Genomic DNA, 24,803 nt, shown 5'->3' with positions numbered 1-24,803 from the left:
CGTTCTCGATGGCGATGGCCTTTTCCTGAAGCGACTTGAGGGCCGTCAGCAGCGCCCGGCGATTCTGGGTCGTCAGCGTCTTGACAGTAAGACCGTATGTCCGCCTCTGCCGATGAGGTGGCTCGCCCTACACTGCGCGTCCGAGGGTTGCTCGGACGGGCCGAGCCGATCCTCACCACAGGAGGACGAGCCGTGGCGGATTATAGAGAAGCATTTGTCGGAATCGATGTTGCGAAGCTTAAGAACGCTATTGCGATTGCGGAGGCAGGCCGGGAAGGAGAGGTTCGGTTCTTCGGTGAGGTCGACGCGTCGGCGACCAGCATGCGGCGGGTCATAGGCCGGATCGCCAGCCGCTTTGATTACGTGCATTTCTGCTATGAGGCTGGGCCGACCGGGTACGGCCTTTATCGCCTGATCCGGTCGCTCGGGCACGAGTGCACCGTGGTTGCACCATCATTGATACCAAGGAAGCCCGGCGATCGGGTGAAGACGAACCGTCGAGACGCCATTTCCCTTGCCCGACTATTGCGCGCCGGCGAGCTGACCGCGGTGTGGGTTCCCGATGAAGGGCACGAGTCCATACGGGATCTTGTTCGCGCGCGGGCGGGCGCGGTCGAGACGCTGCGGGTCCATCGCCAGCAGGTGAGCGCATTCATGCTCAAGCACGGCCGTAGCTATCCGCGAAAGAAGAGCTGGACGATGCGCTATCTACGCTGGCTTCAGGAACAAGGTTCGATCATCCCGCGCATCAGATCGCACTCCAGGAGATGGTCGAGGCGGTGCGCGTCTCGAAAGAGCGGGTCGAGCGGCTGGAGCGTGTGATCGAAGAGTTCGTCCCGGCCTGGTCGCTGGCACCGATCGTGTGGGCGCTTCAGACATTGCGTGGGGTAGACCTAATTGTCGCCGTGACGTTCGTCACCGAAGTCGGCGACGCCAGCCGGTTCGAAAGCCCACGCCAGCTCATGGGATATCTCGGTCGGGTCCCCGGCGAGCGCTCAACCGGGGAGACAGTCCGGCGCGGCGGCATCACAAAGGCAGGCAACGGTCGGGTTCGCCACATGTTGGTCGAGAGCGCCTGGACCTATCGACATCCGCCCAAGGTCGGGAAGGCGAAGCTATACCGGTTGGAGCAGGCGTCACCGAAGGTGCGTGAGATCGCCTGGAAGGCGCAGTCCCGCCTGACAGCCCGCTACCGCATGCTGAGCGCTCGGGGCAAACGGACAACGGTCGTCTGCACCGCGATCGCCCGTGAACTGGTCGGCTTTATGTGGGCAGTCGCAAGGGAGGCGCGCGTCACCTGATCGCTCGCCGCGATGGCGCACATATCGCGCATGGGCGGAGGCGGGACCACGGCAGGGGAATGCCCGTCAGACGCTTTGTGGCCGGCAAATCGACCGACGCCCGCAGTAAGATAGGAACAGCCCCGGACGCACAATCGGGAATGCGGTAGCCAACCCGCGCATCAGAGCTTGATCACCGACGTCCTTCAGTTCCGCCTCCCCACCCATGCGCGATCATCAGAATGAGCAGCCGTTCCTCGGATCGGGCGACCTCATGCGTTCCAAACCTTGACAGCGGACATCAGAGCGGTGTTTCCGGACCACCTTTCGGGAGTGGTCGCGATCTGTGAGGTTGCCGATCCTGTATTGGGATCGGAGATCGGCTTGTGTCTGGACTTGACCTTACGCTTGACCCGGAGCGGCAGCTTCGGCGTTTCGAGGTGATCAACGGTGCCGGCGGTCGGCGTCACTGGTCGGTGGATGACAAGGCGCGGATCATCGCAGAGACGCTGGAGCCGAATGCGATCATTTCCGAGGTCGCCCGCCGTTATGGTCTCAGGCCGCAGCAGGTCTTCGCCTGGCGCCGCGAAGCGCGCAAACAGGCCGCTTCGGTGCAGCAAGATTCTCCTGCCTTTGTGCCGGCGGTTGTGGCGGCGGCGGAACCTGCAGCCAGCCGTTCACCGAAGCAGCGGAAACGGCAAGCCACCCGAGATGCCGGCATGATCGAGCTTGAGATCGACGGCATCGCGATGCGCGTCGGCCGGGGCGCCGATACCAAGACGGTGGCCGCAGTGATCCGCGCGCTGAAGGCGACGTCGTGATCGGGCCGACGGGTGCGGTCAAGGTCATGGTGGCGACGAAGCCCGTCGACTTCCGCAAGGGTGCGGAGGGATTGGCGGCGCTGGTGCGAGAGACAATGGGGGCCGATCCGTTCAGCGGGGCCGTCTACGTCTTCCGGGCGAAGCGGACTGACCGGATCAAGCTGATCTTCTGGGATGGCACCGGGGTTTGCCTGCTAAGCGTTTGGAGGATGGGGAGTTCCGCTGGCCGAAAGTGCATGACGGCATGATGCGGCTGACGGCCGCGCAGCTCTCGGCGCTACTCGAAGGTCTCGACTGGCGGCGAGTCCATGAGGCGCGCCGGACCCGCGTGCCAGCCCAGGCGGGCTGACCCGCGACGAAGTGAATCAGCCTAGATTCCGCTGTCGCGGGCTGTCGGCGAATATGGTCTGATCCGTTCATGGCGATGACGGCTGACCAGCTTCCCGACGATCCGGACGCGCTGAAGGCGATGGTCCTGGCGCACGACGTCGAGAATGCCCGTCTGATTCAGATCATCAAGGAATTGCAGCGTCACCGCTTCGGCCGGCGTGCCGAGACGCTCCCCGAGGATCAATTGCTGCTGGGGCTCGAAGAGGCGGAGCAGATCGAGGCCGCCGGTGAGGAAGAGAAGGAGCAATCTGCTCCCGCCGAGCGGCAAGCAAAGGCCACGAGGCGCCGGGCCAACCGGGGCGCGCTGCCACCCCATCTGCCGCGCGTGGAGATGGTCGTCGACATCGAGGACCATGCCTGCCCATGCTGCCGCAATGGCTTGCATCGGATCGGCGAGGACGTGAGCGAGCGGCTCGACATCGTTCCGGCGCAGCTGCGTGTAATCGTCGTGCGCCGGCCCAAATATGCCTGCCGCGCCTGCGAGGACGTCGTGGTTCAGGCTTCCGGCGCCGGCCCGGCTGATCGAGGGTGGTCTTCCGACCGAGGCAACGGTCGCCCAGGTGCTGGTCTCAAAATATGCCGATCACCTTCCGCTCTATCGTCAGGCGCAAATCTACGCCCGGCAGGGTATCAATCTCGATCGCTCTACGCTCGCCGACTGGGTCGGCCGCGCCGCCTGGCACCTGCGTCCGGTGCATGAGCGGCTGCTTGGCAAGCTGAAGTCCTCGGCAAAACTCTTCGCCGACGAGACGACCGCGCCGGTGCTCGATCCCGGCCGCGGCAAGACTAAGACAGGTCAACTCTGGGCCTATGCCCGCGATGACCGACGATGGGAGGGGAGCGACCCGCCGGGCGTCGCCTATGTCTATGCGCCGGACCGAAAGGCCGAGCGTCCGATCGCTCATCTCGCAGGCTTCACCGGAATCTTGCAGGTCGACGGCTATGGCGGCTATCGCGTGCTGGCCGACAAAAGCGGCGTCACGCTCGCCTTCTGCTGGGCGCATGTCCGTCGGCGCTTTTATGAACTGGCAGCAGCCGGTCCCGCGCCGATCGCCAGTGACGCGCTGAGACGGATCGCCGAACTCTACAAGATCGAGGATGACATCCGTGGCCGATCGGCCAACGAGCGCCGCGCGATGCGTCAGGACAAAAGCCGCGCCATCGTCGCCGATCTCGAACCCTGGCTGCGTGAGAAGCTCGGCCTGATCAGTCAGAAGACCAAGCTCGCAGAGGCAATCCGCTACACGCTCTCACGCTGGGAAGGCCTCTCGCACTTCCTTGACGACGGCCGCATCGAGATCGACAGCAACACCGTCGAACGCTCGATCCGTCCGATCGCAATCTCGGGGTCATTCTGCCCATGTTGGGCAGGAGGTCGAAGTCCCGTGCGCAGCAATGGATCTGGGCTCCCCGCGCGCGTCGCTTGCTGCACTGCTTGAACTGAACAAGCTCTTGATCCAGCGCCGTTTCCGGCGAGGCTCTCCGGATGGTTTCATCATCGGGGAGACTCAAAATGAGAACCTTGCCGCCACCGACACGATCTCTCGTGATCGTTCGCCAGCTCAGCATGCGCTCGACTCGCACAAGCTAGTCGGGCTGAGCGCAGCGCAACGAACGATCGTGATCGCCCGGCTCGCCAATGTGCTGATGGCCGCCGCCGGTATCGTGACGGAGGAGAGCCGCGATGACGAGCCGTAATCTGATTCCGGCCACCATCCTCAAGCGCAAGGCCGTTGTCTATGTACGTCAGTCCACGCAGGCGCAAGTGCAGCTCAATCTTGAGAGCCAGCGTCGGCAATATGAGCTGGTCGACGTCGCGCGGCGCTGGGGATTCCGCAAGGTTGAGGTGATCGACGAGGACTTGGGACGCACCGCAAGTGGAGCTGTGGAACGTCCCGGTTTCGAACGCCTGGTCGACGATCTGTGCACCGGTCATGTGGGCGCTGTGCTTTGCCTGGAGGCGTCCCGCCTGTCTCGCAACGGACCGGACTGGCATCGGCTGCTCGAGTTGTGCGGCGAAGTCGATGCACGGGTGATCGATCTGGACGGAGTCTACGATCCGGGACTGCCGAACGATCGCCTGCTGCTCGGCATGAAGGGGAGCATAAGCGAGTTCGAACTCGGGGTGCTGCGTGCTCGCATGTACGAAGCTGACCGCGCCAAGGCACAGCGCGGCGAACTGCGCATCTCTGTGCCCTTCGGCTACGTCTGGCACCGGGATTACGGTCTCGGGTTCGATCCCGATATACGCCTGCAGGAGACCATTCGCCTGATATTCGCGCGTTTCCGCGAACTCGGCAGTGCCCGCCAGGTCCTGATCTCGATGATCGACGATGGCGTGCATTTCCCCAGACCCTCCGACGGCAAGAAGATGGTGTCCTTCGCCTGGGTTCCGGTCCGCTACCGCAACGTGATCTCCGTCCTGAAGAACCCGTTCTACGCCGGCGCTTATGTCTATGGTAAGAGCGAGAAGCGCACCGAGATCGTGGATGGCCGCGTCCGCAAGAGCTATGGTCATTACAAGCCGGCCAGCGATTGGGCGGTGGTGCTCAAGGAGCATCACGAAGGCTATATCGGATGGAGCGAGTACGAACGGAACCAGGAACTTCTCGCCGCCAACGCCTATGGCAAAGCCGGCGGCGTCAAGTCGGGCCGCGGCGGTCGCGCGTTGCTCCCGGGTCTTCTCTCCTGTGGTCGATGCGGGCGAAGACTGGTTGTCACGTATGCCGGACGTGGCCAAGGTTACCCGGTCTATCGTTGCGAGAACACCATGATGGCGCAGGCGCGATGCATGTCGTTCAACGGCTTTCGCACCGATGCGGCGGTGGCCCGCGAAGCCTTGGAGGCGGTTGCGCCGATGGCGATCGAGGCGGCGTTGGAGGCTGAACAGATGCAGCTGGAGAGCGAAGCCAGGCGGCGGCAGATGATCGAGATGGACCTGCAGCAGGCACGCTATGAGGCATCGCTCGCCGAGCGCCGCTACGCCGCCTGCGACCCGGAGAACCGGCTTATAGCGGCCCAGCTCGAGAGGAACTGGGAAGCTAGGCTCAGGCGCGTGGAGACCTGCGAGGCCCGGCTCAGTGAAGTCCAGCGTATGGAGCCTGTCGACGCGATCCCTGACTTCACCGGCCTCGCCCAGGATCTCGAAGCCGCCTGGAATGCGCCGGGTGTCGATATGCGGTTCCGTCAGCAACTGCTGCGCGCGCTCATCAAGGACATTGTGGCGGACGTCGATGACGACGCGCGCGATGTGATCCTGACCATCCATTGGCATGGGGGCCAGCATTCCCAGGTAAGGGTTCGCAAGTCCAAATCCGGAGAGCATGGCCAGAGTACGCCTGAGGAGGCTCTGGCGGTCATGCGATCCATGGCAACGCGATGGTCGGATGCCGAAATCGCCGCCACACTCAACCGCATGGGCATGAAGACGGGTCAGGGAAAGACCTGGACGGCGCGACGCGTCCAATCCCTGCGCACGGTGCACAAGATCAGCGGCTATCGGTCTTCCGACAAGAACGGCGAGTGGCTTACCATGTCGGACGCGGCCGCGAAGCTTGGCGTGTCGCACGTCAAAATCCGCCGGTTCGTCAGGGACGGCATATTACCAGCCGAGCAGGTCATGCGCGGCGCGCCCTACCAGATCCGCGCCAGCGACCTTGAAGATGAACGGATCAAGGCCGATTTGGCGCGCAAATCTCCGCGTATCATCAACGACGATAATCAGAAATCGCTGTTTCCCGCCATTTGAAGAGGGGGTGCATAATGAATCAGTCTTCGCGCTCAACCGCAAGAACGCGCTCTTCGCAGGCTCTGACGGCGGCGCCGAACACTGGGCAGTCATCGCCTCGCTGATCGAAACCTGCAAGCTCAATGGTGTCGAACCGCTCGGCTTATCTCGCCGATGTCCTCACCAGGATCGTCAACGGCCACCCCAACAGCCAGATCGACGATCTCCTGCCTTGGGTCTACATCAACAAGCTCGAGCTCAAGGCCGTGGCCCGAGAATACCGCTTACTCTTGACATGCACGGGCCGGAACAGGTTAACCCGCATATCTGCGCGATGCCGCGAGCATGGTTGCGGTCGGTCTTGTTGACCTGTGCCTTGAGAACGCCTTGGAATGACGGGGCTCGATACAGGTCACGTAGTCCGGCTGCCGCCAGACCAACCATTGGGATAAGGGGCCGGCTTCAAGCCTGATCCGGGCGAGATTCCATGCGGGGTTCTTCAATGCGTCAGCAAGATCGTCCGGATGACTAGCAACCTTCATCTCTCGGCAAATTCGGCGCCCTTCTCACGATGCAAACGGTGGTCTCTTTCACGGAGACGTCCAGTCCGGCATAATTTTTCATGCTGCGCTTCCTTTCCTGATGCTTGTGGCTGTTCACACAGACCACGTTTTGTCATCATCTCGAAGCGCAGCACTTCAAAACAACCCGTTCAAGGCGGGGGGCAAAGCCGAATACCACAATCTAAACACCTAGCGATGCTGTTCAAATTCGCCTTGCCGGCATGGGACCCCATCGCTGTCATCACAGGAAGCAGTACGTGGGAGGGGAACTGCTCGCAGTGATGAATCGTGTTCCGAGCCACTACCCATTCAGTTTCGTCCCAGTTGTTACCTCCCGTATTCAGGTTGCGGTCGAACCGCGGGAAGGCCGAACTAGTGATTTCCAGGCGAATTTGATGGCCGGCCGGAAACCAATTACTTGTGGCGTCGAGATCAATCTCGATTTTGCATATAACGCTCGGTTCCATGAAAACAGCCCGATCAAAGCCCTCGCGATAGCGGACGCGCAGTATCCCGTCCACCACGTCAATCGCACGGCCATCGGGATGTACGTCCAACAGTCTGGCCACGAAGTCCGTGTCCGGGGCCGAAGAAGAGACGAAGAGGACCGCCCGGACAAATCCGGTAACCTCCATGCCCTCTGTGAGGGGCGGTGAAGTGAAGCAGAGGACGTCTGGACGAAGCTGGACGTCCTGGTAATCGCGGGGTCCTATAGTAGTTCCACTTGACTTCCCGCCGTCCATCCCCAAGAACGGCGCCGGATCCCCAGGGTCGTAGGTAAACGTGTCAGCCGGCTCGTCGGCACTCGGAGGCTCTACATCAAGAGTCCCGTCGCCTAGACGGGTCGCGGCATTCCCGCCGCTGCGGAGGAACCAGTGCTGCAGTTCCACACCAAGAGGGGGCCATTCTGACGCGGCACGCCACTCGTTGCGACCCATCACGTAGTACTGGACGCGGGGCATTCCCTCGATCCGGTCGGGCTTGTCGTTCAGCCAGCAGTCGAACCAGTCCAGGTAGATCTGCCAGCAATCCAGGCGCGCGTCGCCCAGCTCGCGCTCGCCGATAACCGTCGGGGCTTTGAGACTCTCGGTGCCACAATGCGTGGCTGGCGACAGAATGATATGTTGGTGATCGCGTGCCGCCGGGCTCAATCCGCGAGCACTAAAAACGCGCTGCTGGTGAAGCGCGTCGGCAGCCCCCACGTCGTACCACGAGTTCACGAACAGGGCTGGGACGTCGATGGTCGAGTCCTCGCTAAGCATCCCATTCCGATCCCCCCAGGGATCGCCTGGGTCACGCGAGACCCAGTCCTCCCAGTCAGTCGGCGGTCCCCCAAGGCTCTTAAGCATGTTGACGAGCGGCAGCGACGCGAAAGCCCGCTGATACTCCTCATCGCTTTTCGGTTGCACTCGGGACCGGTCCTTCGCTGCGGTTTGGTGGAACCAGGGGACAAACGCGGCAACCTCCACCGCACCGCCGAGACGGAGATCCCCGTTGCGATATCGCCCTCCGGCAGAGCCGTTCGCGCCGCCCGATCCCTGCGCAATTGCGCATCGGTGGGCTGGATGGCACAACTGCGCCAGCAAAACCTGCGCGATACCAAGCGCCGAGCACCCATATGTGCCCACGCGTCCATTCGACCATGGCTGCTGCGAAATCCAGGACAGCGTGTCATAACCGTCGTCCCTTTCATTCTCCATGAGGGTGAATACGCCGCCGGAATCGAAGACTCCACGAAGCTCCTGCACAAGTACGGCGAAGCCTTGTCCAGCAAACATTCTTGCCACTTTGTGGCGAGGCTCAACCGGACAGCGATAGGGCGTCTTACCGTATTGAGTTCGGATAAGGATTGACCCGAGTTCCCCAGTGTAACCAATAGGCCGATACAGGTCCGTGGCGAGCTCAACGCCGTCCCGCATTGGAACGCGCAAGCCGGTCTGCAAAACCACTTCGTATCGCGGCGTTGGCGGTTTAATCGGGCCTAGTTCATTACACACTTCAGAGTGCCTCCCAGACATTGAGACTGATTCAAGATGGAGTGGCCAATTTCGACGGGTCTCAGCATTCTATCTGCACGGTGGTGTGTTCGTCGCATTCACAGTACAACGATGAACTCTGTGCCGTTGCTAAGTTGTTTGAAAAGAAACTCAACCGTGCTTCTCTAGCAGGTCCGGCACTCAATGATGGCGCGTTGCCACCCCAATTTCCCTATTGCTTAAATCAATGTGACAGCGCGCCTACGCCGCTGTGCAAAACATCAATTGTGAGTCTCACCGCCATTATGTGCCGATCCATGGACCCCCATTCCATGCTGATTGACGCGGGCCGATGGGGCAAGCTGCTTGATGTGAGAAGCGACGGGCTCCCCGACCGATCGCAGCTTGTTATCACCGTTTGTTTGAAATAGTGGAGGTAGGCTAGCCAGGCGGCAAGCTGTTCAAATTCGCCTTGCCGGCATGGGACCCCATCGCTGTCATCACAGGAAGCAGTACGTGGGAGGGGAACTGCTCGCAGTGATGAATCGTGTTCCGAGCCACTACCCATTCAGTTTCGTCCCAGTTGTTACCTCCCGTATTCAGGTTGCGGTCGAACCGCGGGAAGGCCGAACTAGTGATTTCCAGGCGAATTTGATGGCCGGCCGGAAACCAATTACTTGTGGCGTCGAGATCAATCTCGATTTTGCATATAACGCTCGGTTCCATGAAAACAGCCCGATCAAAGCCCTCGCGATAGCGGACGCGCAGTATCCCGTCCACCACGTCAATCGCACGGCCATCGGGATGTACGTCCAACAGTCTGGCCACGAAGTCCGTGTCCGGGGCCGAAGAAGAGACGAAGAGGACCGCCCGGACAAATCCGGTAACCTCCATGCCCTCTGTGAGGGGCGGTGAAGTGAAGCAGAGGACGTCTGGACGAAGCTGGACGTCCTGGTAATCGCGGGGTCCTATAGTAGTTCCACTTGACTTCCCGCCGTCCATCCCCAAGAACGGCGCCGGATCCCCAGGGTCGTAGGTAAACGTGTCAGCCGGCTCGTCGGCACTCGGAGGCTCTACATCAAGAGTCCCGTCGCCTAGACGGGTCGCGGCATTCCCGCCGCTGCGGAGGAACCAGTGCTGCAGTTCCACACCAAGAGGGGGCCATTCTGACGCGGCACGCCACTCGTTGCGACCCATCACGTAGTACTGGACGCGGGGCATTCCCTCGATCCGGTCGGGCTTGTCGTTCAGCCAGCAGTCGAACCAGTCCAGGTAGATCTGCCAGCAATCCAGGCGCGCGTCGCCCAGCTCGCGCTCGCCGATAACCGTCGGGGCTTTGAGACTCTCGGTGCCACAATGCGTGGCTGGCGACAGAATGATATGTTGGTGATCGCGTGCCGCCGGGCTCAATCCGCGAGCACTAAAAACGCGCTGCTGGTGAAGCGCGTCGGCAGCCCCCACGTCGTACCACGAGTTCACGAACAGGGCTGGGACGTCGATGGTCGAGTCCTCGCTAAGCATCCCATTCCGATCCCCCCAGGGATCGCCTGGGTCACGCGAGACCCAGTCCTCCCAGTCAGTCGGCGGTCCCCCAAGGCTCTTAAGCATGTTGACGAGCGGCAGCGACGCGAAAGCCCGCTGATACTCCTCATCGCTTTTCGGTTGCACTCGGGACCGGTCCTTCGCTGCGGTTTGGTGGAACCAGGGGACAAACGCGGCAACCTCCACCGCACCGCCGAGACGGAGATCCCCGTTGCGATATCGCCCTCCGGCAGAGCCGTTCGCGCCGCCCGATCCCTGCGCAATTGCGCATCGGTGGGCTGGATGGCACAACTGCGCCAGCAAAACCTGCGCGATACCAAGCGCCGAGCACCCATATGTGCCCACGCGTCCATTCGACCATGGCTGCTGCGAAATCCAGGACAGCGTGTCATAACCGTCGTCCCCTATATGTTCCCTAGCGTATACGCCGCCGGAATCGAAGACGCCACGACGCTCCTGCACAAGTACAGCGAACCCTTGTCCAGCAAACATTCTTGCCACTTTGTGGCGAGGCTCAACCGGACAGCGATAGGGCGTCTTACCGTATGGAGTTCGGATAAGGATTGACCCGAGTTCCCCAGTGTAACCAATAGGCCGATACAGGTCCGTGGCGAGCTCAACGCCGTCCCGCATTGGAACGCGCAAGCCGGTCTGCAAAACCACTTCGTATCGCGGCGTTGGCGGTTTAATCGGGCCTAGTTCATTACACACTTCAGAGTGCCTCCCAGACATTGAGACTGATTCAAGATGGAGTGGCCAATTTCGACGGGTCTCAGCATTCTATCTGCATGGTGGTGTTCCAGCCCACCTGCCTGTGCAATACCAGATGGAATACGCTCATTGGGGTGGCGCTGATTGCATGCCTTTCACTTAGCGAGCCAGCAGGCTGACAGGTGCTGTGGTCCAACTTCGATCGCCGGCGGCTCCTCAGCTTTGCAACGGTCGAAGGCAAGCGGGCAACGAGGATGGAAACGGCAGCCCTTCGGCACGCGCGCGGCACTTGGAACCTCGCCCTGCAGGGCCGGCAACTCGGCGCGACCTGCGTTGCCGCCAATCTGCGGTGTGGCGTTGCGCAAGGCGACGGTATACGGATGGCGAGGGTTGAATGTGATCTCGTCGGCGCTACCAATCTCGACCAATTTTCCAAGATACAAGACCGCAATCCGGTCGGCGATCAGCCAGGCAAGGGGCAAATCGTGGGTGATGAACAGCAGCGCCATGTTGTGCCTGTCGCGCAAGTCAACCAGGACCTGAAGAATCTGAGCGCGTATCGAGACATCGAGCATCGATACAGGTTCATCAGCAACGATGAGTTCCGGCCGGACGGCAAGCGCTCCTGCAATCACGACGCGCTGGCGCTGCCCGCCGGATAGCTCGTGCGGGAAGCGGGCGAAGAAATCGCCGGGAGGATTGAGCCCAGCGGCCGCAAGCGCTTCACTCACCCGGTCGGCGAGTTGAGTGGCGTTACCGACCAGCCGCAGGGACTGCAACGGCTCCGCCACGATGTCGAACACGGTGTGTCGCGGATTGAGGGCCTGATAAGCGTCCTGGAAGATCATTTGCACGCGACGCCGGTACGGACGTAGAGCCGAGAAGCCCTCTACCGACCTCATGTCGCGGCCTTCGAACAGCATTCTGCCGCCAGTCGGCTTGGCAAGCTTGGTGATGACGCGGCCCACAGTGGTCTTGCCGCTTCCCGATTCGCCGACCAGGGCGACGATCTCGCCCCGCCCGACGTTGAGGTCGATCCCGTCTACCGCGCGCATGGCGCCGACAGATCGGCCCAGGACACGGTCGAACAGACCGCCCTGGATAGGAAAATGAACTTGCAGGCTCTCGAGACGCAGGATGCCGGCAGTGTCAGGCATGAACAGCGACCTTGTCTTCTTGCGTCAAGGACCGGTGAAGGTGACAGGCGACACGTCCCCGCCCGAACTTATTGAGGCTGGGGACTTCGGTCGCGCACCCCCCCATGACCGACGGGCAACGCGGATGGAAAGCGCAGCCCGAGGGTCGATTCACCAAGTTGGGAGGATCACCCGGTATTGGCCGGATCATCTTTTTGCCGCTCGCTGGGTTCGGGATCGATTCGATCAGCTGTCGGGTGTAGGGATGTTTGGGCTGGGCGAAAATCTCGGCGACAGTGCCATCCTCGACGATGCGGCCCGCGTACATGATCATTACGCGATCACAACACTTAGCCACCACAGAAAGGTCGTGGGTGATCAAAATCAGGGCGAGGCTCAACTGCGATCGCAAGTCGCCTAGCAGGTTAAGGATCTGAGCCTGAGTGATGACGTCGAGCGCTGTGGTGGGCTCGTCACCAATGATAATCGAAGGTCGACACGCGAGCGCCATGGCAATCATCACCCTTTGTCGCATTCCGCCCGACAACTCGTGAGGGTAGGCGGAACCACGATCCGCCGGGATGCCGACCAGTTGAAGCAACTCACTTCCCCGCTTGGTCGCCTCGCCCCGCGACATGCCGAGCTTCAGCATGCATGGCTCGGCGATCTGCTTGATAATGCGGTGAACAGGATTAAGTGCGTTCATCGCGCCCTGGAAGACAACGGACGTTTCGCTCCAGCGATGTGGCCGCATCGCCGCATCATCGTCGATCGGCAGTCGGTTGCCACGATAGCGCACTTGGCCGCCGCTGACCCGCGCGTTGGGTGATAGTAGACCAGCGATCGCCATCGCGGTCGTGGTCTTGCCACTGCCCGATTCTCCGACGAGGCCCACGGCCTCTCCGGCTCGGAGCGCGAAGCTTACGCCGTCGATTGCTCGCAATGAAACGCCCTTGAGCCCATAATCGACAGAGAGCCGGTCTATTTCCAGAAGCGGTGTTTTGTCCTGGGAGGAGCTGGTCATGGGATCACCCTCCGCCGTGGATTGAACGTGTCGTCAAGGGCACTGCCAATCAGGACGAAGCTAAGCGAAACCGTGAGTACGCACAGTCCTGGGGCGCCGAGGTACCACCAGGCTCCAGCACTGGCCGCGCCGGCGCGCTGAGCGAGCGAAAGCAAAGTGCCCCATGAAGGCTGCAACGGGTCCCCGAGTCCAAGGAATGAGAGCGATGTCTCGACATAGATTGCGCTGGCGACCACCAGCGCACCATTGGCTGCGATTTGCGGCACGAGATTGGGGAGGATGTGCCGCACCATGATGCCGAAATTACTGCTACCCGCAACGCGCGCACGATCAATGAATGGTCGCTCCTTAAGCGACAGTGTCTGACTCCGGACGATACGTGCAACAAAGGACCAGCTTGTCATGCCTATAACGACAATGATCACGAAAAGAGAAGGACGGAAGCCCAGGATTTCTCCACCGCGCCCCATCACCTCGAGAACCACGGGTGTAATGACCAGCGCCAGCACGAAGGACGGCATGACAAAAAAGAAGTCTGTCAAGCGCATCAGCCAGACGTCGACCCTGCCACCATAGTAGCCAGCGGTCGTACCGATTGTAGTCCCAACGACGAGGCTGATCACAGTCGCGAGTAGCGCAATCGTAAGCGAGATCCGGGCACCATGGAGGACCAGATTGAGCACGTCCCGCCCGATTTCGTCCGTGCCGAGCAGATGCTCGCCTGATGGGGGTGCGAGGAAATCGCCAGTTGCATTGATCGCAGTCTGGAGCGGTCCCGCCAGAATATTGGGGACCGCTCCCACAACAAGAAAGAATACCAGACATACGAGGCCCACCTGAGCACCGCCATAGCTGAGAAATTGACGCAGAAAGCCTTTTATTGCGCGCGCCCGGCCTCGCGGGCAATATCGAACAATATTGTCGCTCATTGTCGGACCCTCGGATCTAGAAGGCTGTAGGCAAGATCGGCTACGAGGTTTGCGAGAACAATTGAAACGCCAAGCAACAGGAATATGCCTTGAAGGACTGGGTAGTCCCGTGCGTTGAGTGCTTCCACCGTCAGCCCGCCGATACCCGGCCAGGCGAAAACGGCTTCGACAGTGATGGCCCCGGCGACCACATAGCCAATATTGAGGGTGATCAAGGTCACGACCGGTAGCATTGCATTGCGAAATGCATGACGCATCAGCATTTGACCGTTGGTCAGCCCTTTCGCCCGTGCGGTTACCATGTAATCCTCGGTGAGTACGTCACTCATTGCGGCACGAGCGACGACGACGTACTGGCCGATTAGCCCAAGCGCCACCGCAGTGGCGGGAAGCGTGAGATGTTGCAGGTAGTCGAGGAACGAACCAAGAGAGCCCGTGATCAGGCCGGGCGAGTATGCACCATAGCCCGGGAGCCAACCCAATGCCGTGCTGAAGATTACCACCAGGATCATGCCGAGCCAGAAAGCCGGCGTAGAATAGAGCGCCAGAGAGGCTCCGGTTGCGATACGGTCGCCGGCTCCTCCCCGGCGCCAGCCTGCGTAGATCCCAAGCATCACCCCAATAACGATTGCCATTATCTGAGCAACCCCGACTAGGACTATGGTGTCCGGCAGGCGTTCCGCTATCAGGTCTGCGACATGCCTGCCCCTGAACTTGAAGCTGTAGCCGAAATCGCCGCGGAGTGTTGCCGACAGGTAGTCGACCGCCTGGTCCGGGAACAGCGGCCGGTCAAGGCCCCAACGTTGGTTCTGCGCCTCAATCTGCTCGGCGGTGACGCTGACGCGCGCCCCGCCAAGCAAAAGAGATGCAGGGTCACCTGGAATAACTCGGAATAGGATGAAGTTCAGGACTGCCACCATCAGGAGGGTTATAGAGGCCCTGACGATGATGCGCAGGATGTGACGGCTCCCTCCCCCTCCGTTCACGGCGCGGGCACCGGCTTCAAGCGATCGAATGGGAAGTAGCTGTCCATCGACATGATGCCTTGCTTTCCCCAACCCTCGAAGCAATCCCTCCGGTGGGCTTCGAGCAGGGTGGGGTAACATAGTACGATGTAAGGCGCTTCAGTATAAATTAGTCGCGCTGCCTGGTCGACCAGCTTTTGGTTTTTCTTGAGGTCAACGGTGACCTGCACCTCCGCGAACAGTTTGTCGAACTCCGCATTCGTCCAGTACGCCTTGTTCTTGATGCCGATGGAATTGCTGCTGCCGAAGATGAGCAGGTCTTTAGGTGTTGGGCCTTGCCAGGTATCGGAAATGAGCAGATCCCACCCTCCGCCGCCTTTCGCCGGAGCTGCGGCGCGGGCGCTCAGCGCACCGGAGTCGAGCCGAGTCACCGATACAGGGATACCGATTTGCTCCAACCAGCCAGCGATAAACTGCACTGCCGCGACCGGCATCTCTATATTTGCTGAAGGTCCAGACACCAGCTCTAGCTGGAAACTCTTCCCGTCCTTGTCCTCCCGAATGCCATCGCCGTTCGTGTCCCGGTACCCTGCGGCGTCAAGCCGGCGGTTGGCTTCGGCGAGATCGAAGTGGCGCCTGATGTCGTTCAGATCTGAATAGTAATCGGCCGCCACCGGCATTGCGAGTCCGACACCAGGGTCGGCGTGTCCGCGCATGGCTCGATCGACGATGGCCTTCTGATCGATCGCGTAGCCGAGCGCATCGCGAAACGCCGGATCCTGCAGAGCCTTGGTGCTACCTGCGCCATCTCCCGAAGCGGTGTTGAAGGCGAGATAGGTTTTCTGAGCTATGCGGGATTCACCGACTACAATGTCGGGATCCTTCGAGAGATCAGCCCACTGGGCGGACGTCAGGTAGTTGCCATAATCGAGTTCCCCGCTCTTAAGACCTTGCGCAATCGGATCGGCGGCATCGAAGGACCGCAGGATCACCCCCGCGATTTGGGGCTTCCCCGTACGGAAATAGGGGTTCGGCGTCAGGCGTGTAAACTGGCCCTGGTGAAACTCCGAAACGATCATAGGTCCCGTACCCACCAAAGGCGGATCGTTGCGGAAGGTTACGCGTGCGTCAGCATAGCTGATGTCCTTCCAAATGTGCTCGGGAACGATCATTATGATATTGTCTATTGGCCAGGTCGCGGGGAACTTGGTCACGATCTGCAAAGTCTCGTCGTCGAACGCTTTGATGGACTCGACGTTCTCAAGACCGCTGGTGCTGTTCCACCCGACGTTTAGCTCGTCGGGCTTGCCTATGGAATCGTGCAAATAACTATAAGTGAACGCCGCGTCCCTAGCGGTAGCAGGCTGGCCGTCCGACCACTTCATGCCGGGCCAGATCTTGAAGGTCCAAGTGAGGTTGTCGTCGGCGACGGACCAAGATTGGGCAAAGCCCTTTCGATCGTCGTATCGCTGGGCGTCTATGCAGACCAAGAAATCATAGCAAATAGCCAAGGGCCAAAAGGAGCCCCAAGTGGCGAAGGGGTTCATCGAATCAGGGCCTCCACCCAGTCCGCCGATTCGCAGGATGCGATCGTCGCACGACGAGGCGAACGCCCTCGAGTTAATCCCCCAAGGGGTCGCCGAAATCGCCAGCATTGCCTTCATAAGCGCACGACGATTATATGAGTATTGGCTCATTTTATCCTCCCTGTTTGCCGGCTTTATCATCACTTCATGTTCACACGACCACGATGATCTACGGCCTCAACCCGGAACATCTGGCTTCCTTTTGACGGAAGCTCCACAGTCCCCTCATTCCAGATAAGTAGCAGTGCCCAGGGGGGTGGTTCCTGCAAATTGGCCGCTGTGCCTGCATGAATCCGGCGTTTTTCTCGATTCTGGGCACAGCTAGCCAGAATTAAAGTCGATTGGCCGGTTCCAGCTCCTGGCGGCGCCCACGGACAATTCGCATATAGCAAACGAGGCAGTCATTCAGGTTCTGTTCGCGACCTCGGGTTGGAGGGTCCCGTCGAGCCGCAAACGCCTTTATCACGGATGTGTGATGTCGGAATGTCGATGCCGAAATTCCAGAGGATATCCTCTTCCGGCACACGACGGTCTAAGAGGCGTTCGACAAGCTGCGCGCCGCGCAACAACACGGAGCTTGAGCCGCCCGTTGAAAAACGATGTAAACGCTGATGGATCTCCAGCCTGATGCGTGGCCGCCAGCTCGTCGACCGTGAACTATCCGCAAGCCATTGATCTGGCCTTTTGATTGAGGCGGATAGCGTCTTTTGAATTGCAGGATTAGCGGTATTTGGACGCTGTTTTCCTGCAATTCGGTTTTGCGATTCCCTTGTGCTGCGGAGCGTGATTCACTCGGTTCGGCGGCGGCGAATCGAGGGGACGGCGAATGTCCAAGCCACGCGAGACGGGAGAGCAGGACCTGTTCCGCTCCAGGCTCGATCAGATCATCAACATGAAGCAGGCGATCGACCGGCCGGTGCTGGAGGAGCGTTTCGGCGCCGTCTATTCGGACGGCCCCGGCATGCCGCCGCTGCCGACCCGGCTGATGGCGGGGCTGGCGATCCTCAAGCACACCTTCAACCTGTCGGATGAGGTGCTGTGCGAGCGCTGGGTGGAGAACCCTTACTTCCAGTATCTCACCGGCGAGACGTTCTTTTGCCATACGCTGCCGTTCGACCTCTCGTCGATGACGCGCTGGCGCAGCCGCATGGGCGAGGAGCGGATCGTGGCGCTGTTGCAGGAGAGCCTCAGCCTTGCGGTCAAGACCGGGGCGATGAAGCCGGCCGACACGCGCCAGGTGATCGTCGACACAACCGTGCAGCCGAAGAACGTCATGTTCCCGACCGACGCCAAGCTCATCAACCGGGCGCGCGAACGGCTGGTGCGGCTGGCCAAGAGGGAAGGAGCTCCATTTGCGCCAGAGCTATCAGCTGGCGCTGATCAGCCACCAGCGCTATGCCCACGCCAAGCAGTTCAAGCGGGCCAACAAGGCGCTGCGCAGGCTCAAGACCTATCTCGGCCGGACCATTCGCGACATTTCTCGCCAGATCGCCGGCGATGCGGGGCTGGACGCGCTCTTCAAATGGCCGTTCTACCAGGCCGCCACCGTTCTCTAGCAACGCCAGCGCCAGCGCGGCCGCAAGATCTACAGCCTGCACGCGCACGAGGTGGAATGCATTGGCAAGGGCAAGGCGCATATGCCCTACGAGTTCGGTGTGAAGGTGTCGGTGGCCACCACGCTGAAGCGCTCCAAGGGCGGCCAGTTCGCCCTGCATGCAAAAGCGCTGCCCGGCAATCCCTATGACGGCCACACGCTGGCAAGCGTCATATCGGCCACATCAAGAACGAACACCGCATGGGCCGCAACTACCTCGCCGGCCAGCAGGGCGACGCCCTCAACGCCGTCCTGGCCGCCGCCGGATACAACTTCTCCCTCCTGCTCAGGTGGCTGAAGTGATTTTTGTGGCCCTTGATCGCCCTGCTTCAACTCCGGCCGAAGTCGGTCGCCGCTTAGCGTCTGGATCACGGTCGACCAGCACGAGTTCCAAAAATCCAACCTGCATCTCAGGCACCGCGTCCTGACCTCGGAAATCGAGGATCCAGTCTCGACAGAGTATTCGACAAGATGCGGACGTGTGTTACAATAACGAGCCGCAACTCATACCAGACATGAGCTCATATTTTGGGATAGTGGCCTCCAAGCGGTCAAGCCACGGACGCGAATGTCATCCGATAAAGGGTCGCGGCGTCATAGATGGGCAGTCCTGTCCTACGACGGATTGCTGACGTCACCATCGGGAACAATGTACATTCAAATAGGAGGGCGGCAATCCCCGGATGTGCGGCGCCAAGTCGCGCGACACAGGCTGCAACCTCCGACTCCATTTCAACAACACCAGCCGGCCACGCGTCACCTTCAATGCCGCCGATGACTACTCTTGCCTCTGCGGATGAATCTATGCCCAGCAGCTCTTTGCCGCAGTGTCTTGAGTCTGCGGCCACAACGGCGAGCTTTGCGTCAGCTGGAAGCTGCCGGAGTAGCGTGGGCGCCAGTAGCAGGCTCGACATGGCCACCGGGACTTCGACAGACGCGGCCACTGCAGCCTGGTACCGGATACTGAACCCGCAGTCCCCGGTTATCGCGACTGCTCCGCGCTCGACCAACCGCCTGGCAGCTGCAATGTAGGCCGGCTCGAGAGAAGCATCACCGGGAATGACCCTCTCCTCCAAAGCCCCGGCCGCGGTCTCTATTATAATTGGGAAGTCGAAAGTTGCCGGGTTGAAGACCGACTCCGGTTGCGGTGGCGGAAATTCACGAGGCGGAAGTCCGATCTCCAGCCCAATAATTCCGAGGGCCCTTTGTTGAGTTGTCACGGAAGCATCCTTCTTCTGGAAGCAGCTAAGATGGTGATTTCGGCAGCAAATGCCCATCACCTGCGCGATACAGGTTCTCTCTGAATGCACGAATTTAACAGCGTCGAAACGGCTGTTTCAGAGAAACATGCCTTTCCAGGCGCAGTAAGTCGGCATTGTTTTGGTGCATTCGCATGAAAGCCGTAAAAACTGGGAAACCGCAGAACGCTTGTGCGACCCTCCCCGGGCCTGTAGGATACCGGGTTTGCGTCCGCCGTCAGACAATCGTGTTAGGGCACTTTCCAGAGCCCAGATGCCCTGAATGGCAGATTGAACGCACATCAGATCTTCAAGCTCGCAACTGCCGAACGGGCAGCGCTATTTACCTAACTCGACCAATCTGGGGCTTGGACCGGACGATCCTAGTTATGCAGTCCTGAATGAACTGGGGCAGTAACCTCGACATCAACCCGGCCCTGAAAAACCGCGCGTAGGTTCGTCGCAGGGCAGCCTGCTCCGAACGGACCAGTTCCTGCCCGGAAGCCACCCACGGGATAACTCAACTAGCGGCACAACCCGCAACTCACCTCGTCTCCAGCACCGCATTGAGAAACTGCTGCGTTCGCTCGTTTTGCGGATTGCCTAAAAGCTGGCTGGGCGGGCCTTGCTCGACAATCTTACCGCCAGAAAAGAAGCACACGCGATCGGAGAACTCCTTGGCAAAGCCCATCTGGTGCGTGACCATCAGCATTGTGAGGTCATGTTCGGCGCTGAGCTTGCGGATGACGTTGAGCACCTCTCCAACCAGTTCCGGGTCAAGCGCTGATGTCACCTCGTCAAACAGCATCACCTTGGGCCGCATGGCCAACGCCCGAGCGATCGCCACGCGTTGCTTCTGGCCCCCGGAAAGCTGGATCGGGAAATGGTTCTTCTTGTCGCCGAGGCCCACCAAGTCGAGCAGCTCTGCCGCTCGGGCCTCCGCCTCCTTCTTCGAGAGCCCAAGGACGGAGATCGGCGCCTCCATGCAGTTCTGCAGAGCAGTCATATGCGGGAACAGGTTAAAGTGCTGGAACACCATACCGATCTTGGCACGCACGCGACGGAGATGACGCTCGCTCGCCGGCACTATTTGGCCGTTCTTCTGCGTATGCGTCAACGGTTCACCGTCGACCCATATCACCCCCCCGTTGATGTGCTCAAGCGTCATCAGCATGCGCAGAACGGTGGTCTTGCCCGAGCCGGACGGACCAATGATGGACACCTTCTCGTTGCGTGCGATCTCGAGATTGAGTTCGTCCAGCACCGTCAACGCGCCGTAGCGCTTTGTGACGTTCTCGAAGCGAACTATGGGTTCGTTCATGACTTTTTCGCTGCGCCTGATATCGAGGTCAAGCTCGTCCCGCCTGGCTGATGCCCTAGGGCGCTTCGTGAGATCGTCCTCGAAGCGAAGCACAAATTCGCTCATAGTATAAGGCCTCCCTATTGCAGATGGTAGCGGCGGTTGAGCCAGACGCGGACCGACTGCACGATAGCGGAAGCAACCAAGCTGAACACGTAGTAGAAGAAGCCGCACATAGTGATCGCTTCTATGTATCGATAGTTATTGCCCCCGAAATTTTTCGCCTGCTGCAGCATCTCGAAGATCGAGATTGCCGCCAGGACCGGCGTGTCCTTGAACATGCCGATGAAGTAATTGCCCAGAGCTGGCACCATGGGCGGGATCGCCTGCGGCAGAATGATTGTTCGCCAGGTCCGCGTTCGCGAAAGGTTTAGTGCCGTACAGGCCTCCCACTGGCCGCCATCCACATTCTCGATGCCGCCGCGGAAGACTTCGGAACAATAGGCTGCATAGTGGATCCCCAGCACGCCAACTCCCGCCGTCCAGGCAGGAATGAAGATTCCGATCTGCGGACCAACGAAATAGACAAAGAACAACTGCAGCAGCAAGGGCGTTGAACGGATAAACTCCACGATCTCCGCCATGGTGGTCGAGACGTAGCGGTTTGGCGACTGGCGAATCATCGCGAAGACAAGACCCAATATCAGCGCGATCGCAAACCCGAGCAGCGTAGCCTCAATGGTGACGATCGCTCCCTGATAGAGATATGGGAAAGCCTCCCATACGTAAGACCAATCCCAGATCTTCAAGCCACCTGCTCCCGAACGAAACCGCGCGAGACGCGGCGTTCCAGCCAGCGCACGAAAGGAGTGATGAGGGCGCGCGCGATGATGTAATAACCGAATAGTGCAACCGCAAAGAACAGCATATAATCGCCAGTTGCGTCGGCCGCCTGCTTGGCGGCGCTAGTAAATTCGGGAATGGTGATGAAGAAGACGAGCGAGCTACCCTTAAGCACATCGATGAGCATGTTACCCCAGGTCGGCAGCATGGCGCGCATTGCCTGTGGGAGGATAATACGCCGCATCATGGTGAGCCGCGAAAAATTGAGCGCTGTAGATGCCTCATACTGGCCCCTATCAACGGCCTGAATGGCGGCGCGGACATACTCGGCTGCGTAGCCAGAGGCATTCATTCCGATCCCCAAAATTCCGACAGTCCACGGCGACAGGAAAATACCGAAAATCGGCAATACAAAGAACCACCAGTAGAGCTGAACCAGCATGGACGTCCCGCGGAAGAATTCGATGTAGGCGATACTGAACCAGCGCAACTGCCGACGGGGAGAGACTCGGGTCAGGCCCACGAAAAGCCCAAGGACGATCGCTACGACGCAGGCGCCAAGAGTGACGATGACCGTAGTCATGACGCCCTTGGTGAGCACGGCAAAGATAAAGCTGAGATCGACCTTACTCATATGCCCTCCCCACTGACCGCCTACCGGCCAAGGGCCGGGGAGCGGTCAGACGCATAGCTTCAGCCCTTGCAAAGATCAGCGGTCTTGCTGCCATCCGGGAGATCGCGTTTGGTGTAACCATATTTGCCGACCGCGGCCATCATTTCGTCAGAGCCAATATAGTCTTTCAACACAGCATTGAACGCGTCTACCGCAGCCTGTTCGCTGAGCGGGAAGGCTATGGCGGGATGTTCATTCGGTCCCGGCGGGGTATACGGGTCAGCCACCTCAATGCTGGGATCCTGCTCGGCAAGAGTCGTCGCGTTCAGACTATAGAGCGAGCCGGCAGCGGCGCGGCCGGCCTTTACAGCCTGTACGACCTCGGGCGGTCCGGCGACCTGCATAACCTTGTCGTCAGGGAAACCTAATTTCTTCGCCTGCTCGACTGCGGTGGTACCCGTCATGATGGCCAGGGTAAGCCCCTTCTTCTGAGCGTCATGGAGGGAATGCAGCGCTTCCGGATTGCCCTTCGGCACGATCATCGAATCATTGCTCGATGCGATCGGTTCGCTGAACAGGACGTTGCGGCACCGCTCCGGCTTAATCCACATGCCGCCCGTGATGATGTCAAAGCGACCAGCCTGGAGGCCCGGGACAAGGGAACCCCAATCGGTTACGACCGGCTCGATTTTGGTCGTTCCCATCTTTCTCAGAACGTCCAGTGTCATCACATTGACCAGGCCAAGCGGCTCGTTGTTCGCACCAGGATAGGCACTGGGAGGCTCATTGGTGAAGCCAAGACGGATCGTTTCTCCGTTCTTAATCTTATCGAGCAGCGACTCCGCCGAGGCCGAACCGGCAAAGGACGAGATTGTCATCGCCGCCAGGCCGAGCGCGGCAATCCTCTTCAAGATTGCAGCCTTAAAGCATTCGTCGAGTTTCCACTTGACCACTGGTTAGTCCTCCGTTTTCGCATCGCCGATGGTCTCCCGATATGCCTCGGGAAAAGACCATTGCATCATTTGTTGAGCTTGTAGTCCGGCGGTTCCCATCATCGTGTGAGCTGCAGGGTCCCCACTTAGGTATAGATTCCTCCAGTCGATCCTTTGCTACGCCACTTGTGCATGCTTCGTGAGCGTAGCAGCGCAGCTGTGGTGCTTTGTGCGAGAAATGCAAGTTATTCGCAGAAATTCGGTGATTTTTGGGTGCATACGCACATTTCCGTCATCCCCGTGGTTCGTTGGAAGTGAACAATCGCGAGCTGTGGTATGGCCAACTGAGGCACACCACGTCTTGCATGACTCCTGCCCTGCCCGGTTGGATGGGCGCCACCGCCTGGGCTATGCCCTTGTTGCCATGGCAGGGCACAAGTTCGTCGTATGCGACACGCCGCTGAGAGATTCGCCTCGGAGACGCTGGCCCGAGCATTGTTCCCGTCACAGTTGATCATTCGTGCCATTGACGGATGAGTCTGTTCACGGCTTCGCTCCGGATCAACCTGGACGGAATCGCCGGCATTATTGAGCAGATGGAAATCTGAATTCCTGATCAGCTTCGCCAGGTTGATCCCTTGCTCCGGCGTCGCGGTAGGGTCGTTCTTGGACCAGATGATCAACGTCTGGGCCTGAAGCTGATCAAGGTAGGGGAAGATATACTTCTGCTGCAGCAGTGGATAACGATGCAGGTTTGTCTCGTCTTCCGGCAATCTCTGCCAGATCTCCCATTGTCCCCGAGCCGCGGCCCGCCGATAGGCTTCTCGCTCGGCGCATTCCACATCCTGCCCGTGGGCGCGGCAGCTTTTCCGCCGTGCGGTGATGTATTCCTCTTCGCTCGGCATCGGGCCGGAACAGCCGTAAGCCTGCCGGCAGGCCTCCAGCCAAGCTTCGTCACGGTCATCTCCGAACGCCGGCGACACGGAGTTAGCGGTCAGCAGGACAAGCTTAGAAACAAGATCGGGACGCACGATCGCGACCCGCGCGTCGACGAATGATCCTTCTGAATGGCCGACTAGCGTGATCTGCTTCAAACCCAGTTGTTGGAGGAAGCTAATTACATGATTCACACGACCGAGCCGGTTAATGTATTTGCAGTCAGCAGGATAATCCGTTCCCCCAAAATGGAGTTGATCAATCGCTACTACCGTAAATTGATCGGATAGCCCGTTCAGCTGCCGAACAAAGGAACTCTTAGCCTCTGCACGGAAGCCCGCCCCCTGCAGGAAAACAATCGGCCTACCAGCTCCGTTCTCGCAGTACGATGTCTCGACACCATCAACCGATACGCGATGCTTGGTGATCATCGGTTCCTCGGCAAAAGGAGGGGCATCAGGTCGGCATTGCGACATGCGAGATGGACTGCCATTGCTCACTCCTGAGCGTAGCAGCCTCACATGCCACGTTGCCGAACTATCTCGTCTGAATACCGGAAATCGGCACCCCGGAGCCTCGCGTCTTGTCACTTTGCTCTGTCGTCGCCCAGCCACTGCGGCCGGGAGCCTTTTAGGTGCATGGGTGGCATTCCCCGCAAGATTTCAACCCTTGCACAGGTCGCCGGTCTTGGTGCCGT

Annotated in this window: 16 protein-coding genes and 6 pseudogenes; 8 read left to right on the top strand and 14 right to left on the bottom strand. The window is 59.9% G+C overall.

Features of this window, described 5'->3' with window-relative positions; all coding sequences use genetic code 11:
* Positions 1–96 precede the first annotated feature (96 nt).
* From QAZ47_RS06475 to QAZ47_RS06445, 7 genes and pseudogenes are all read left to right on the top strand, one after another.
* Positions 97–1,301: pseudogene (locus QAZ47_RS06475) on the top strand (IS110 family transposase).
* Positions 1,302–1,720: 419 nt separating this feature from the next.
* Positions 1,721–2,101 carry a transposase gene (locus QAZ47_RS06470; protein WP_199489649.1) on the top strand — a complete coding sequence of 127 codons (381 nt, stop codon included), beginning with the start codon at positions 1,721–1,723 and terminating at the stop codon, positions 2,099–2,101.
* Positions 2,098–2,450, top strand: a pseudogene (tnpB, locus tag QAZ47_RS06465) (IS66 family insertion sequence element accessory protein TnpB). Before QAZ47_RS06470 ends, tnpB begins: the two are co-directional and overlap by 4 nt.
* 69 nt (positions 2,451–2,519) lie before the next feature.
* Positions 2,520–3,837, top strand: a pseudogene (locus QAZ47_RS06460) (IS66 family transposase); the annotation flags it as partial.
* A 49-nt stretch (positions 3,838–3,886) separates the two neighbouring features.
* The gene (locus QAZ47_RS06455) at positions 3,887–4,189 is read left to right on the top strand and encodes a hypothetical protein (protein WP_063169337.1); all 303 of its coding nucleotides are present in this window, start codon (positions 3,887–3,889) and stop codon (positions 4,187–4,189) included.
* On the top strand, positions 4,176–6,239 hold the full coding sequence (locus QAZ47_RS06450; RefSeq protein WP_063169338.1) for a recombinase family protein: 2,064 nt from the start codon (positions 4,176–4,178) through the stop codon (positions 6,237–6,239). The genes QAZ47_RS06455 and QAZ47_RS06450 overlap by 14 nt, the downstream gene beginning before the upstream one ends.
* Positions 6,240–6,267: 28 nt before the next feature.
* Positions 6,268–6,460: pseudogene (locus QAZ47_RS06445) on the top strand (transposase domain-containing protein); the annotation flags it as partial.
* 44 nt (positions 6,461–6,504) lie between these two features.
* Here QAZ47_RS06445 and QAZ47_RS06440 read toward each other — a convergent pair.
* From QAZ47_RS06440 to QAZ47_RS06405, 8 genes and pseudogenes are all read right to left on the bottom strand, one after another.
* Positions 6,505–6,842: pseudogene (locus QAZ47_RS06440) on the bottom strand (IS110 family transposase); the annotation flags it as partial.
* 88 nt (positions 6,843–6,930) lie between these two features.
* Positions 6,931–8,700, bottom strand: coding sequence for a CocE/NonD family hydrolase (locus QAZ47_RS06435; protein WP_063169339.1), 1,770 nt, complete (start codon positions 8,698–8,700; stop codon positions 6,931–6,933).
* A gap of 498 nt (positions 8,701–9,198) precedes the next feature.
* Positions 9,199–10,932: a CocE/NonD family hydrolase gene (locus QAZ47_RS06430; RefSeq protein ID WP_244514363.1), complete on the bottom strand. Its 1,734-nt coding sequence runs from the start codon at positions 10,930–10,932 to the stop codon at positions 9,199–9,201.
* A 233-nt stretch (positions 10,933–11,165) separates the two neighbouring features.
* Positions 11,166–12,167 carry an ABC transporter ATP-binding protein gene (locus QAZ47_RS06425; protein WP_063169341.1) on the bottom strand — a complete coding sequence of 334 codons (1,002 nt, stop codon included), beginning with the start codon at positions 12,165–12,167 and terminating at the stop codon, positions 11,166–11,168.
* Entirely contained in the window at positions 12,160–13,170 is a 1,011-nt protein-coding gene (locus tag QAZ47_RS06420; RefSeq protein ID WP_063169342.1) for an ABC transporter ATP-binding protein, read from the bottom strand. Before QAZ47_RS06420 ends, QAZ47_RS06425 begins: the two co-directional genes overlap by 8 nt.
* The gene (locus tag QAZ47_RS06415; protein WP_063169343.1) at positions 13,167–14,099 is read right to left on the bottom strand and encodes an ABC transporter permease; all 933 of its coding nucleotides are present in this window, start codon (positions 14,097–14,099) and stop codon (positions 13,167–13,169) included. The genes QAZ47_RS06420 and QAZ47_RS06415 overlap by 4 nt, the downstream gene beginning before the upstream one ends.
* Positions 14,096–15,085, bottom strand: coding sequence for an ABC transporter permease (locus QAZ47_RS06410; protein ID WP_063169344.1), 990 nt, complete (start codon positions 15,083–15,085; stop codon positions 14,096–14,098). The genes QAZ47_RS06415 and QAZ47_RS06410 overlap by 4 nt, the downstream gene beginning before the upstream one ends.
* Complete coding sequence (locus tag QAZ47_RS06405; RefSeq protein WP_063170379.1) at positions 15,082–16,761, bottom strand: ABC transporter substrate-binding protein; 1,680 nt, start codon at positions 16,759–16,761, stop codon at positions 15,082–15,084. Before QAZ47_RS06405 ends, QAZ47_RS06410 begins: the two co-directional genes overlap by 4 nt.
* Positions 16,762–17,476: 715 nt before the next feature.
* On the opposite strand from QAZ47_RS06405, the pseudogene QAZ47_RS06400 reads away from it, so the two are divergent.
* Positions 17,477–18,547: pseudogene (locus QAZ47_RS06400) on the top strand (IS5 family transposase).
* Between the two features lie 248 nt (positions 18,548–18,795).
* On the opposite strand, the gene QAZ47_RS06395 reads toward QAZ47_RS06400, so the two are convergent.
* The 6 genes from QAZ47_RS06395 to QAZ47_RS06370 all read right to left on the bottom strand — a co-directional run bounded on the left by QAZ47_RS06395 (position 18,796) and on the right by QAZ47_RS06370 (position 24,537).
* Positions 18,796–19,464 carry a hypothetical protein gene (locus QAZ47_RS06395; protein ID WP_176477193.1) on the bottom strand — a complete coding sequence of 223 codons (669 nt, stop codon included), beginning with the start codon at positions 19,462–19,464 and terminating at the stop codon, positions 18,796–18,798.
* A gap of 562 nt (positions 19,465–20,026) precedes the next feature.
* Entirely contained in the window at positions 20,027–20,803 is a 777-nt protein-coding gene (ehuA, locus tag QAZ47_RS06390; RefSeq protein WP_063170381.1) for an ectoine/hydroxyectoine ABC transporter ATP-binding protein EhuA, read from the bottom strand.
* A 119-nt stretch (positions 20,804–20,922) separates the two neighbouring features.
* Positions 20,923–21,591, bottom strand: coding sequence for an ectoine/hydroxyectoine ABC transporter permease subunit EhuD (gene ehuD / locus QAZ47_RS06385; protein WP_063169345.1), 669 nt, complete (start codon positions 21,589–21,591; stop codon positions 20,923–20,925).
* Complete coding sequence (gene ehuC / locus QAZ47_RS06380; RefSeq protein ID WP_063169346.1) at positions 21,588–22,259, bottom strand: ectoine/hydroxyectoine ABC transporter permease subunit EhuC; 672 nt, start codon at positions 22,257–22,259, stop codon at positions 21,588–21,590. The genes ehuD and ehuC overlap by 4 nt, the downstream gene beginning before the upstream one ends.
* 59 nt (positions 22,260–22,318) lie before the next feature.
* Positions 22,319–23,191 carry an ectoine/hydroxyectoine ABC transporter substrate-binding protein EhuB gene (ehuB, locus tag QAZ47_RS06375; RefSeq protein WP_082826582.1) on the bottom strand — a complete coding sequence of 291 codons (873 nt, stop codon included), beginning with the start codon at positions 23,189–23,191 and terminating at the stop codon, positions 22,319–22,321.
* A 224-nt stretch (positions 23,192–23,415) separates the two neighbouring features.
* Positions 23,416–24,537, bottom strand: a complete 1,122-nt coding sequence (locus tag QAZ47_RS06370; protein ID WP_063169347.1) for an alpha/beta hydrolase — start codon at positions 24,535–24,537, stop codon at positions 23,416–23,418.
* Positions 24,538–24,803 lie beyond the last annotated feature (266 nt).

This window comes from Mesorhizobium sp. WSM4904 (assembly GCF_029674545.1).
Taxonomy (GTDB): Bacteria; Pseudomonadota; Alphaproteobacteria; order Rhizobiales; family Rhizobiaceae; genus Mesorhizobium.
This window is presented reverse-complemented; position numbering and strand designations above follow the sequence as displayed.